Origin of the sequence: Pectinatus sottacetonis (assembly GCF_015732155.1) — a bacterium.
Classification (GTDB): domain Bacteria; phylum Bacillota; class Negativicutes; order Selenomonadales; family Selenomonadaceae; genus Pectinatus; species Pectinatus sottacetonis.
The window spans coordinates 2102686-2115487 of record NZ_WIQK01000001.1; the positions used below are offsets into that span (position 1 = coordinate 2102686).

9 protein-coding genes are annotated in these 12802 nt (G+C 36.7%); 1 reads left to right on the top strand and 8 read right to left on the bottom strand.

Going from position 1 to position 12802, the window contains the following annotated elements; all coding sequences use genetic code 11:
- Positions 1-7 precede the first annotated feature (7 nt).
- The 4 genes from dnaJ to hrcA all read right to left on the bottom strand — a co-directional run bounded on the left by dnaJ (position 8) and on the right by hrcA (position 4979).
- Positions 8-1156 (bottom strand): molecular chaperone DnaJ, encoded by a 1149-nt coding sequence (dnaJ, locus tag I6760_RS09865; protein WP_196594260.1) that lies wholly within the window; start codon positions 1154-1156, stop codon positions 8-10.
- Between the two features lie 114 nt (positions 1157-1270).
- A complete protein-coding gene (gene dnaK, locus I6760_RS09870; RefSeq protein WP_196594261.1) occupies positions 1271-3145 on the bottom strand; it encodes a molecular chaperone DnaK in 1875 nt (624 codons plus the stop codon).
- A 116-nt stretch (positions 3146-3261) separates the two neighbouring features.
- Positions 3262-3915: a nucleotide exchange factor GrpE gene (grpE, locus tag I6760_RS09875; protein WP_196594262.1), complete on the bottom strand. Its 654-nt coding sequence runs from the start codon at positions 3913-3915 to the stop codon at positions 3262-3264.
- Positions 3916-3950: 35 nt separating this feature from the next.
- Entirely contained in the window at positions 3951-4979 is a 1029-nt protein-coding gene (gene hrcA, locus I6760_RS09880; protein ID WP_196594263.1) for a heat-inducible transcriptional repressor HrcA, read from the bottom strand.
- 328 nt (positions 4980-5307) lie between these two features.
- On the opposite strand from hrcA, the gene I6760_RS09885 reads away from it, so the two are divergent.
- Positions 5308-8178: a DUF3427 domain-containing protein gene (locus I6760_RS09885; RefSeq protein ID WP_231036229.1), complete on the top strand. Its 2871-nt coding sequence runs from the start codon at positions 5308-5310 to the stop codon at positions 8176-8178.
- 59 nt (positions 8179-8237) lie between these two features.
- On the opposite strand, the gene I6760_RS09890 is transcribed toward I6760_RS09885, so the two are convergent.
- From I6760_RS09890 to I6760_RS09905, 4 genes are all read right to left on the bottom strand, one after another.
- Positions 8238-9095, bottom strand: coding sequence for a MurR/RpiR family transcriptional regulator (locus I6760_RS09890; RefSeq protein WP_196594264.1), 858 nt, complete (start codon positions 9093-9095; stop codon positions 8238-8240).
- Between the two features lie 193 nt (positions 9096-9288).
- Entirely contained in the window at positions 9289-10704 is a 1416-nt protein-coding gene (gene gndA, locus I6760_RS09895) for an NADP-dependent phosphogluconate dehydrogenase (protein WP_196594265.1), read from the bottom strand.
- A gap of 271 nt (positions 10705-10975) precedes the next feature.
- Positions 10976-12001, bottom strand: coding sequence for an inositol 2-dehydrogenase (iolG, locus tag I6760_RS09900; RefSeq protein WP_196594266.1), 1026 nt, complete (start codon positions 11999-12001; stop codon positions 10976-10978).
- 104 nt (positions 12002-12105) lie between these two features.
- On the bottom strand, positions 12106-12417 hold the full coding sequence (locus tag I6760_RS09905) for a PTS lactose/cellobiose transporter subunit IIA (protein ID WP_196594267.1): 312 nt from the start codon (positions 12415-12417) through the stop codon (positions 12106-12108).
- Between the last annotated feature and the right edge of the window lie 385 nt (positions 12418-12802).

Consider the following 12802-nt stretch of genomic DNA (forward strand, 5'->3'; position numbering starts at 1 on the left):
TTATCGGTCAATGTTTTTTTTTTGCTTCACTAGCATGGGGAACACTACTTTTACCTGCAAATTCAGCTAATAATTCTTTTTGCCGACCGGTCAGGTTCTGCGGAGTGACAATTTTTATTTTCACATGCTGATTACCACGTCCGCTGCCGCGTAAGTGAGGAATTCCCTTGCCTTTTAAGCGCAGAACAGTACCATATTGTACACCTGCCGGGACAGATATTTCAACTTTACCGTCAAGTGTAGGTACTTCAATTTTATCTCCCAAAGCAGCCTGCACAAATGATATGGGAACTTCGCAAATAACATCATCACCGGAACGCTGGAATATGCTATGTGGTCTAACAGTAATGTATACATATAGATCACCGGCAGAGCCACCGCGCAGACCGGCTTCACCGCCGCCAGATATGCGAATGCGTGAATTATTGTCTACTCCGGCAGGGATTTTGACTTTTATTTTACGACGTACTCTCACCTTGCCTTGACCATGGCAGTCAGGACATGGTGTTTTTATTATTTTACCAGTGCCGCCGCATCTGTCACAGGTGCGGCTGTTGACCATGCGTCCGAAAGGGGTATTATGGACTTCCTGTACCTGTCCTGTACCGTGACATTTAGGACACTGTTCAGGTTGGGTTCCCGGAGCAGCTCCAGTGCCATGACAAGTTTTGCATTCTTCAGTGCGGGGAATGGTAAGTTCAGTGTCTTTACCAAAAGCAGCTTCTTCAAAGGTTATTTCCAAGTTGTATCTTAGATCATCACCACGCTGTGGACCATGGCGTTTACTGGAACGGCTGCCGCCACCACCAAAAAACGCATCAAAGATGTCGCCAAAGTCACCTGAAGAATCGCCGAAACCACCGCTAAAGCCGCCAAAACCACCAAATCCACCAAAGCCGCCAGCACCCCCGGCGCCGCCGCCTGCTTCAAAGGCGGCATGACCAAACTGGTCATATTGGGCTTTTTTCTGTGGGTTTGATAATACTTCGTAAGCTTCATTTGCTTCTTTGAATTTTTCTTCAGCTTCTTTAGGATTATCTTTGTTAAGGTCAGGATGGTATTTGCGGGCCAATTTTCTAAATGCCTTTTTTATATCAGTCTCGGTCGCATTTTTGCTGACGCCGAGAACTTCGTAATAATCTCGTTTTTCGCTCACTTTATCCACCTTGATATATAGATTAACCTGACAACTTTGGATAGTTCAAGGTTGTCAGGTCATTATTTATTACTTGTTGCTTGTTAACAGTGATGAAAATAATCTACTGGTGGATTATTTTTTATCATCATCAACTACTTTATAATCAGCATCAACTACATCATCATCGGATTTTGGTTTATCCTGCTGTGCGGTTTGCTGCTGACTACCGCCGGCTGCGCTAGCTGAAGGACCACCTTGAGCCTGCTGAGCCTGTTGTGCCTGTTGATAAGCAGCGCTGCTCATTTCATAAAGTGGTTTCTGCAATTCTTCAGTAGCTTTTTTAATGGCTTCTATATCAGTACCCTTTAAAGCTTCTTTTACTTTGTCACAGGCTGCCTTGATTTTTTCAACAGTAGCTTTATCGGCTTTGTCACCCATGTCTTTAATAGCTTTTTCAGCCTGGTATACCATGCTGTCAGCGGTATTTCTTGCTTCGATTTCTTCTTTGTGTTTTTTATCTTCTGATGCGTGCGCTTCGGCTTCTTTTACCATGCGGTCGATATCTTCTTTGCTCATGCCGCTGTCTGACTGAATGGTGATTTTTTGTTCTTTACCGGTACCAAGATCCTTGGCGGAAACATTAACAATACCGTTAGCATCAATACTAAAGGTAACTTCAATACGAGGTACTCCTCTGGGAGCTGGTGGAATATCGGATAATTCAAACCGACCCAATGTTTTATTACCGGCAGCCATTTCACGTTCACCTTGTAATACATGAATGTCAACGGAAGGCTGGTTGTCAGCAGCTGTTGAGAATACCTGGCTTTTAGATGTAGGAATAGTTGTATTTCTTTCAATGATTTTAGTGCATACGCCACCCAGTGTTTCAATACCAAGGGATAAAGGAGTAACATCAAGAAGAAGAACATCTTTGACATCACCAGCTAGAATACCACCCTGGATTGCTGCGCCGATAGAAACACATTCATCTGGATTTACGCTGCGGTTTGCTTCTTTGCCTAGTTCTTTCTTTATGATTTCTTGAACTGCAGGAATACGTGTTGAACCACCAACTAAGATGATTTTATGGATATCATTTACAGTAAGTCCAGCGTCTTCCAAAGCTTTTTTAGCAGGTTCAATAGTTGCTGCTACTAAATCTGAAGTTATTTCATCAAATTTTGCGCGGGTCAATGTGAGATCAAGATGTTTAGGACCGCTGGCATCAGCAGTAATAAACGGTAGGTTAATATTTGTAGAAGTCATGTTTGATAATTCAATTTTAGCTTTTTCGGCAGCTTCGATAAGACGCTGTGCACTCATTTTATCTTTCGACAAGTCAATGCCATTGGATTTTTTGAATTCATCTACCATCCAATCCATAACGCGTTTATCAAAGTCGTCGCCGCCTAAATGAGTGTTGCCATTGGTTGCCTTAACTTCAAATACACCATCACCAAGTTCGAGGATGGAAACATCAAATGTTCCGCCGCCAAGGTCAAATACAAGAATAGTTTCATCTTTATCTTTATCAAGCCCATAAGCTAATGAAGCGGCTGTTGGTTCATTGATAATACGCAATACTTCAAGACCGGCAATTTTACCAGCATCCTTAGTGGCTTGACGCTGGCTGTCATTAAAATAAGCAGGAACAGTGATAACTGCTTGTGTTACTGTTTCGCCTAAATATGCTTCAGCATCAGCTTTTAATTTTTGTAATATCATAGCTGATATTTCCGGCGGAGTATAATCTTTACCGTCTATTGATACTTTATAATCTTCTCCCATATGACGTTTTATGGAAGATATTGTTCTATCTGGATTTGATACTGCCTGTCTTTTAGCGAGCTGACCAACAAGGCGTTCACCATCTTTAGTGAAACCTACTACTGAAGGTGTAATACGGCTTCCTTCTGGATTTGTTATGACAGTAGGTTCGCCGCCTTCCATAACGGAAACTACGGAGTTTGTCGTACCTAAATCAATACCAATTATCTTTGACATTATAAAATTCCCCCTGTATTTTTATGTGCTGTAAAATATTAATTTACTTTTTAATATTCCCTGGTTAAGTCAATTCTTATTGTAAAATTTCTACCCTTAACAGGGAATATGTATTTTTAATTGGAAACGACTTTTACCATCGAAGGACGTATTACGCGTCCGCGAACCATATAGCCTTTTTGTAATTCCTGTTCAATGGTGTTGTCTTCTTTTTCTGGGTTTTCTACACGCATAACAGCCTGATGAAAATTAGGATTAAACTTTTCTCCTTCAGTTTTTATTACTTCCAGCCCATTTTTGGTCAAAGTTTCATGGAACTGGTTAAAAACCATTTCTATGCCCTTTTTTAAGGCATCATTATTATCGCTGTTTTCAACAGCTAAGGCACGTTCAAAGTTATCTAAAATGGGCAGCATATCTTTTACAAAACCTTGAAGAATAACATCAGAGATTTCCGATTTTTCCTGATTACTACGACGACGGAAGTTAACAAAATCAGCCTGGAGGCGTTTAAAACTGTCTTGGGTATCAGCCAGAATTTTTTGTGTGTTTTTAAGTTGTGTTTCCAATGAATCACCATTAGAAGTGTTTTCTTCCGGTTGGGAGGCTGTAGCCTGTTTTGGAGCAGATTCTTCTTGGTTATCAGCTGCAGCAGTGTCGTTTTTAGATTGTTTTTCCATTTCTTCAGTAACAGCTTCGTTAATTTCTTCTTTCATTTCATCAAGTTTTTCGCTGTCTTTTTTTTTCATTTCATCTTTCATATACGGCATATTACCTCATCTTTTCTATAATATAAACATTAACTCTATAAATATCGCTTTAAAATTTGTGCCATGTTTTCATTCATAAATTCCAAAAGAGCCATTATTTTGCTGTATTCCATACGTGTAGGGCCAAGAACAGCTATAGTTCCGAGAGGCTGTCCATCGAGATGATAAGTAGCTCTTATAATGCTACAGTCCTTAATAGTATTGTATTTGTTTTCCTGGCCAATTGTGACAGTGAGTCCGGTATTGTCAGATGTATGACTATAGAGAATGTCGCGCAGGACGGGTTCTTCTTCAAGCATCATTAAAATATTTTTTACTTTGTTTATATCGTGGAATTCCGGCTGTTCCAACAGCTGTGGAGTACCTTCTGTATATATCCTGTTGCGTTTTTCATTAGCCAGAATTTGTTCAAGAATGTTTATTATTTTATTAAAAGCAGCAGCATCAACTATTTGTGAGCGCATTTGATGCAGTGCTCCCATACTTATATCATGAATTTTTTTACCGGATAAATATTCATTGATTACGACAGCCATTTGCTCAAAGTCTGCTAATGAAGTATTTAAAGGCATTTTTATTATTTTATTTTCAATATAACCTGTATCACTCATAATAGCAGCAATTACATGTTCATCGTCAAGCGGCACAAACTTTATATAATTAAATACTGATTCAGCCAATTGCGGCGTTATAACCATTGAAATATTATTAGTAAGGTGTGATATTATTTTAGCCGTTTCACGAAATACACCGTCTAAACGCTGCACTTTTGTGTCATACCACTGTTCTATTAAGTTCATTTCACTATCGCTGAGCATCGTAGGTGTCAAAAGATCATCCACGTAAAGACGATACCCTTTTGATGATGGTATGCGCCCTGAGGATGTGTGAAGATGTTCTATATAGCCAAGAAATTCTAAATCTGCCATTTCGTTACGTATTGTAGCAGGACTTATGCCAAGATTATATTTCCTGGCGATTGTTCTTGAGCCTATGGGTTCAGCTGTTGATATATAATCATCAATGATAGCTTGTAATATTCGTTGCTTCCTTTTATTGAGCATAATAACATCACCTCTTACTAAATGAAGTGCCCTGATTCTTTATTAGCACTCTCAGTAAGTGAGTGCTAATTTCTAATTAAAAATATACAACCATTTAATCAAAATGTCAAGAAATTTACAAGAAATTTTTCTATAGAATTGCTAGGATCTTCACTAATTAAGGTGAAAAAGGTTATGGCCTTTTGTCTGACCTTAGAAGAGCTGACAGAAGAACCCGTGGGTATTTATGAATGAAAATATTATATGGTTATTTTCTTGTTTATATAGCATAATATAATAAGGAAAAGATACATAGTCTAAAAATTTTAGGAGTTAAGAAATAGTAATTATGGATTTTAGAAAAAAAGAATTATTAAAAGCTGTATGGACAGGTTTTGCTGATGAAAAGGTTAATTCGGCAAAGGAGCTGCAGCCGGAACTTATTTATAATGATACAGAACAAGGAAAAACGGTAATAGCTTGTCTGGAAGAAAATTTAAAAACAGCTGAAAGTTTTTATTTTATTACGGCATTTATAACTAAAAGTGGTTTGATTATGTTAAAAGATTGTTTAAAGATGTTGGCTAAAAAGGGTATTAAAGGGAAGGTACTGACTACAGATTATTTGTATTTTAGTGAACCTGCTGCTATAGAGGAACTAAATAAATTTTCCAATATAGAGATGCGTATCTGTACTGGTGATAATTTTCATATAAAGGGTTATGTTTTCAGCAAAAAAGACACAGATACTTTTATAATTGGCAGTTCCAATATGACACAAAATGCTCTTAAAGTAAATAAGGAATGGAATATAAAATTTACTTGTTTAAAAAATGGACAGCTATCGAATAATATAAAGAAGGATATTAATAAGTTATGGAACAATGCATCTATTTTGACAGGGAAATGGCTGGAAAAATATAAAATAAATTATTTATCTATAAGAAAAATCTATCAGGAGCATAATATGCTTCATAATGATGTAGTGCCGCTGACCGCTAATGCGATGCAGAAAAAAGTATTGCAAGCTTTAACGGAAATGCGTTTCCAGCAGAAAAATAAGGCTCTTTTGATTTCGGCTACGGGGACAGGCAAAACTATTTTGAGCGCAATGGATGTGAAACAATTTAAGCCGCATAAAATGCTATTTGTTGCTCATCGGGAACAAATATTACATCAGGCTGAGGCAAGCTACAGAAGAGTTATGGGGAATGATATTAGTACGGGATTCCTAGCGGCTGACAAAAGAAATTTTGCTGCTGATTTTATTTTTGCTACAATAAATACTATTGCAAAGGATGATATATTAAATCAATTTGCTCCAACGTATTTTAATTATATCATAATTGATGAGACACATCGAGCTGGGGCAGTAAGCTACCAAAAAGTCATTGATTATTTTCGGCCGTCGTTTTTATTAGGAATGACAGCGACACCGGAAAGAACAGATAATTTTGATATATATAACATATTTGGTAATAATATAGCATATGAGATACGGTTACAGGAAGCAATGAAGGACGATATGCTGTGTCCGTTTCACTATTTTGGGCTGGCAGATATAGAAATAAACGGACAAAAAATTACGGATGATGTTTCTTTTAATGACTTGGTAAGTGCTGAGCGGATCAATCATATAATAGAACAGGCGGGCTTTTATGGATACAGTGGAGAACGTGTCAGAGGCCTTGTCTTTTGTCGTAATATAGATGAAGCAAAGGAACTTTCACGGCAATTTAATAAGCGGGGTTTCTATACGACGGCTTTATCGGCAGCCACTCCTGCCGGACTGCGTGATAAAGCTGTATTGCAGCTGGAACAAGAGAAACGGGAAAATGGGCTGGACTATATATTTTCTGTTGATATAATGAACGAGGGTATTGACATCCCTAATATAAATCAGATAATTATGCTGCGCCCGACAAAGTCACCTATTGTATTTGTACAACAAATGGGAAGAGGTCTGCGTAAATATAAGGGCAAGGAATATGTTGTTATCCTCGATTTTATAGGGAATTATGATAATAATTTTATGATACCAATGGCATTGTTTGGCGATAATTCTTGTAATAAGGATGATATGCGGCGCTGTATCGGTGAAGGTAAAACTATGTTGTATGGACCGTCAACAGTGAGCTTTGATTTGATAGCGCAAAAACGTATTTATGAGTCAATAGATAAGGCACGTTTGAATAATACAGCGTTGTTGAAAAAAGCATATGAGGATCTGAAAAATAAGCTTGGAAGAATTCCTGAGCTTAATGATTTTGCTTATTTTGGTACAATCGACATAATGAAATATATTGATAAGTTTGGGTCGTATTATTCTTTTTTACAAAAATATGAACGGGAATATAATATCCGTTTTAATAATGTACAGGAAGAAATATTGCTATTTATCTGTCGGCGTTTTGCCCGCGGTAAAAGAGTTTACGAGATAGAAGCATTAAAGCTTCTTTTGCAATATGATGATAAATTCTTTAGTCATTTGCAGGAAACATTGGCTGTGAATTATAATTTGGGGATGTCAGATGAAGTGAAAAAATCAATAATAAATAATCTGACTAATGTTTTTACAATAAGCAATGAGCAGCAAAAGTACCAGCATTGTGTATTTATAAAAAAGAAAAATGATGGTTATGTAATTGCTGATGAATTTAAGGAATGTATTCAGGATAAAGATTATAAGGCTGAACTGGAGGGAATCTTGTTATTAGCGGAAACCAGGTATAAAAAAGAATATGTTAATAATTATAAAGATACTTCATTATGTTTGTATAAAAAGTATACGTATGAAGAAGTGTGTTATCTGCTTAACTGGCCGCAAAAAATAAATCCTAATGCCATGGCCGGATATTTTTATGAAAAAACGACACATACAATGCCGGTTTTTATCAACTATATGAGGCCGGATGAAAAACGTGTTGCGTATGCCAATAAGTTTATATCGGACAAACAGATAACGGCCTATTCAAAACTTAATAGAAAGCTTGATTCCCATGATGCCCGGCATATATATGAGGCGGAAAAGGAAAATAACCATATATTTTTATTTTTAAGAAAACGGCATGATGACAGGGAAAATAAGGAGTTTTATTTTTTAGGAGAGATAAGAGCAGTAGGCAGGCCTGTTGCTGCGCCCCAATACAACGGGTTTAAGATAGTTTATGAATTGATTACACCTGTGCGGGCAGATCTTTTTGCTTATTTAACAAGCTGATTTATAATTTTTAGTTATGATGTTTTATGAGATTTTCTCTTTATTAGGACAGCAAATAATTATGTATTCCTTTTTTGGGCAATAACTTTGCGCATTTTGTTGATATTTTTTACATAAGAGGTATGTTTTTTTATGGACATACCTGTATACAGAAGGTCGACAATAGCAATATGGATCAGTCTTGAGGCCATTGCTTCGGAACGGTAATGGACTTCACGCCCCATTCCTGTTAATGTTATATCAGCAAGTTTAGATAAAGCTGAGTTGCTATAGCTTGTAATGGCAATTATTTTGGCAGCGTTTTGTTTAGCAATTTTTACTGATTCCAGCAATTCTGTCGAGGAGCCTGTATGGGATACGGCGATGATGACATCGTTTTTGTTCAAGAGAGAGGCAGAAGTAAACTGCTGGTGTGAATCTGAGTAAGCTTGGACAGGAATACCAAAGCGGATAAATCTTGTTTCGATATCTTTGCAGATGGTGGCGGAGTTGCCAAAACCATAAGCTGCGATTCGTTTGGCCTTGCTGAGCAAAGTTACAGCATGGTCGACATCAGCAAAGTTTAATAATTTTAAGGTGTCATTTAATCCATCAGTAATATTTTGAAAAATTTTTCCTGCTATTAGCTGATAAGAGTCAGTAGTTTCAATGTTTTGGTAATTAAGGTTGTTTGATGGCTTAATTCCACTGGCTAGGGCTATTTTAAGATTCTGTAAGCCGTTGAACCCTAGTTTTTTACAAAATCTTGATACAGTTATTTCAGAGCTTTTGGTAGAGGATGCGATATCAGATACAGTTTGTTTTATGAATGTATGGGGATTGTCCATGATATAATCGGCAATTCGTCGTTCAGCATTGGTGAGGTTTTCATAGGAACTGCGTAAAATTGGCAATTGGACAATTGGATTTTTTTTCATATATATCACTCATTTTACAAGATTTATGCTGACAAAAAAGCTGTTGCATGAAACACTTTCCTTCATAAAAATATACAGTAATAGGTTTTATTTGGTCACCATTAGGAACCAAAAGCCGAGTAGTGGCGGTAACTGCATTCTTATGAGGTCAATGCCGCTCATGCAACAGCCCCAAAATAAATTTAAGCTTATATTATTTTTTATAGTGTTCTTGCCATTCATGATGGAAAGAGCCGTCTATATCTGTGCGTCTAAATGTATGTGCACCAAAGTAATCACGCTGTGCCTGAATAAGATTGGCACCAAGCTGAGTGCTGCGATGTGCATCTATATATTGGAGGGCATTGGAAAAAGCTGGAATAGGGATACCTTTATTTACAGCTAAGGAAACAATTTTTCTTAAGCTGGACTGGTTTTTGTTGATATTAGCAAGGAAAAATTCGTCAAACATCAGGTTGGAAAGGTTTTCATTCTTTTTATAGGCTTCAGTTATTTTGTTGAGAAATTTTGCCTGAATGATGCATCCAGCACGGAATATGGAAGCAATTTTGGCAAAATTGAGCTGCCAGTTATATTCGTGGCAGGCAGAACGGTACAGGGAAAACCCTTGGGCATAAGCAATTATTTTGGCAACATAAAGGCTTTTACGTACTTCTTCGATAAAATCAGCACCTATTTCTGCATTATATGACGGGGCGGCAATTTCTTTGGATGCTTTTTTCCGTTCGTCTAATAGATTGGAAACCACACGGGTGTTGCAGGCGGCAGTGATCATAGATATATCAACGCCTTGCTTCAATGACTGGATACTAGTCCAGCGGCCTGTTCCCTTTTGGCCGGCACTGTCTAAAATTTTATCAACAATCTGGCCGCCTGATTTTTCATCATTTTCGGCAAAAATATCTGCTGTAATACCTATCAGATAGCTGTGCAGTTCTCCTTGGTTCCATTCATTAAAAATTTGTGATAATTTCTGGTTGTTGAAACCACCAATATGGCGGAGCAGCAGATATGCTTCTGTAATAAGCTGCATATCTGCGTATTCGATACCATTATGAACCATTTTTACATAGTGGCCTGCACCATTGTCACCAATATAAGTACAGCATGGTTCGCTGCCTACATGAGCAGAAATTGCTTCTAAAATCGGCTGGATATGGGGATAAGCTTCTTTGGAGCCACCCGGCATTATGGAAGGACCAAGTCTGGCTCCCTTTTCTCCGCCGGAAATACCAACACCGAAATAGTAAATGTTTTTTTCTTTCAGATAGTCATAACGACGAATTGTATCTTCAAAAAATGAATTGCCACCGTCAATGATGATATCTTCAGGAGATAAGTGAGGCAGAAGTTCCTCAATGATCATGTCAACAGGTTTGCCTGCTTTAATCATAAGAATAATTTTGCGGGGACTTTTTAATGAAGCTAAAAAATCCTCTAAATTATAAAAACCGTCCATATTTTTATGAGGATGTTTTGTAATTACTTCTTTAGTAACTGATGCAGTGCGGTTATAAGCAGCAACTTTAAAGCCGTGGTCAGCTATGTTAAGGGCAAGATTGCTTCCCATTACAGCCATTCCTATCACGCCGATATCCATTTGTGACATTGTTATATCAATCCTTTCCCAAATAAGGTATTTAATTATTTAATTCGGATAACGCTATTTTAACACTTAATAATTACAGGTGCAATATATGTTTCATTTTTTATATAATAAATGAAATATTGGAATCAATAAATGATTGACTTGTAAAGAGAAACTGCCGCACATATATTTGTTGGAAAATATAATGTGCGGCAGTTTTAGAAAATTTATTTTATTTTTATATGGAGGTGTAAGCAAGTATATAGCAATATTGAAAATAATTTGGTAAAGTTTATAGGTCGAAAGATTTTTTTATTTCAGCAATGGTTACAGGCCGATTTTCGTCAACAGACTTTTTGGCGGCCAGCCCTATTAAAACAGGCTGTAGACCATCATTGGCATTAACGGCTGTGGGTTTATCATTGATGATAGCATCAATAAAGGAATTTATTTCAGCTGCATAAGCCATCATATAGCGCTGCAGGAAGAAATACATTGGTTTTTCACCAGTTACGCCGCTTTCATTGCTCAATACAGCTGATGAATTACTGTCGTTTCCTATAGCAATGGAGCCTTTTGTGCCAAATACTTCTGCTCTTTGGTCGTAACCGTAAACAGCTTTGCGGCAGTTATCTATTACAGCGGTGGCTCCGTTGGCCAGTTTCATTGTTATGACAGCAGTGTCAATATCGCCTGCTTTGCCTATCTCAGGATCGACGGTCACAGAACCGACGGCGAATACTTCATCGACTTCACTGCCGGAGAGATAGCGAACCATATCAAAATCATGTATTGTCATATCAAAGAAAATGCCACCGGATACTTTTACGTATTCAATGGGAGGTGCTTCAGGATCGCGGGAAGTGATTTTTATTATTTGCTGTTTGCCGATTTTGCCGGCATCAACAGCGTCCTTTATTGCTTTGAAATTGTGGTCAAAACGACGATTAAAGCCAACCTGATATTTTAAGCCGGACCGTTTTACAATATCCATGACTTCTTCTATTTTTTTTACACTATGGTCAATTGGTTTTTCGCAAAATACATGTTTACCAGCATTTATTGCCTCAATGGAAATAGGAGCGTGGGTATCGGTGGAAGCACATATTAGAACAGCAGAGATGTCTTTGTCTGCAAGGATTTTTTTATAATCTGTATAGGTGTTTTCTATGCCTAGTGAAGCAGCCCATTTTTTACCGTCTTCATTTAAAAAAGGATCAGCTACAGCTTTAATTTTAGCGTTTTTAACAAATTTTGTAATGCTTTCACCATGTACACGGCCAATACGCCCAATGCCAATAATTCCAATGTTTATCATTTATATCACCTGTTTATAAAATTTATTATACTAACAATATTATGAAAAATTAAAACAAATATATAATTAGATTATTTTACCTGCAGTTAAACAAATATAAAATATTATTTACGCAATTCCTGGTATATCTCAATCATTTGTTCAATGATTTTTTTATTGAGAATTGCGTTGTTTACATATCCTTGCGCGTGAACTAACAATATGGAAAATTCATTTTTTACCCCATTGGCTTCTTCTCTTATGAGGTCTGTTTGCAGTTGATGGGCTTTAATCAATAAAGTATCAGCTTCCTGCATTTTTTTTTGTGATGCGGCAAAGTCATTCTTTTTAGCACAATCTAGTGCCTTAAATTGTAATGCCTGAGCATCACCGGCTGAGGCGATCATGCTATAAGCTAGTTGATCTGTTTTTGACATTTTATAACTCCTTTCATATTTTTATAAAATAATGGTAATGTTATGATTAATTAATGATTATCTATTGAATATAAAATAGCATGATTTATTATAATTGTCAATAATAAATATAAAAATTTAAATATAATTATCATGGCTTTAGTTGTAATAGTTATTTTTTTATAATAGTTTAGGAAATTTTAATAGAATCAGGATATTGACATATTGCTATGAATGACCTTTTGTCCGTTTTTCAGAACTGTAGATAAAGAACATAATATTTTATGTAATCATTTTCTTATAAAATAGAAAAAAACGATAAAATACTTTTTGTAATTTATATTAACTAACACAACGCGAGAGTCCATAAGAATGTTATGCCGAATTAACGGGAAAAAAGCAGGAG

Excerpts from the sequence above, each read along its gene's own strand:
- I6760_RS09905 (WP_196594267.1), bottom strand. The coding sequence starts at position 12,417 with ATGTCAAAAACAGATCAACTAGCTTATAGCATGATCGCCTCAGCCGGT.
- hrcA (WP_196594263.1), bottom strand. The coding sequence starts at position 4,979 with ATGCTCAATAAAAGGAAGCAACGAATATTACAAGCTATCATTGATGAT.
- dnaK (WP_196594261.1), bottom strand. The coding sequence starts at position 3,145 with ATGTCAAAGATAATTGGTATTGATTTAGGTACGACAAACTCCGTAGTT.
- I6760_RS09885 (WP_231036229.1), top strand. The coding sequence starts at position 5,308 with ATGGATTTTAGAAAAAAAGAATTATTAAAAGCTGTATGGACAGGTTTT.
- grpE (WP_196594262.1), bottom strand. The coding sequence starts at position 3,915 with ATGCCGTATATGAAAGATGAAATGAAAAAAAAAGACAGCGAAAAACTT.
- gndA (WP_196594265.1), bottom strand. The coding sequence starts at position 10,704 with ATGTCACAAATGGATATCGGCGTGATAGGAATGGCTGTAATGGGAAGC.
- iolG (WP_196594266.1), bottom strand. The coding sequence starts at position 12,001 with ATGATAAACATTGGAATTATTGGCATTGGGCGTATTGGCCGTGTACAT.
- I6760_RS09890 (WP_196594264.1), bottom strand. The coding sequence starts at position 9,095 with ATGAAAAAAAATCCAATTGTCCAATTGCCAATTTTACGCAGTTCCTAT.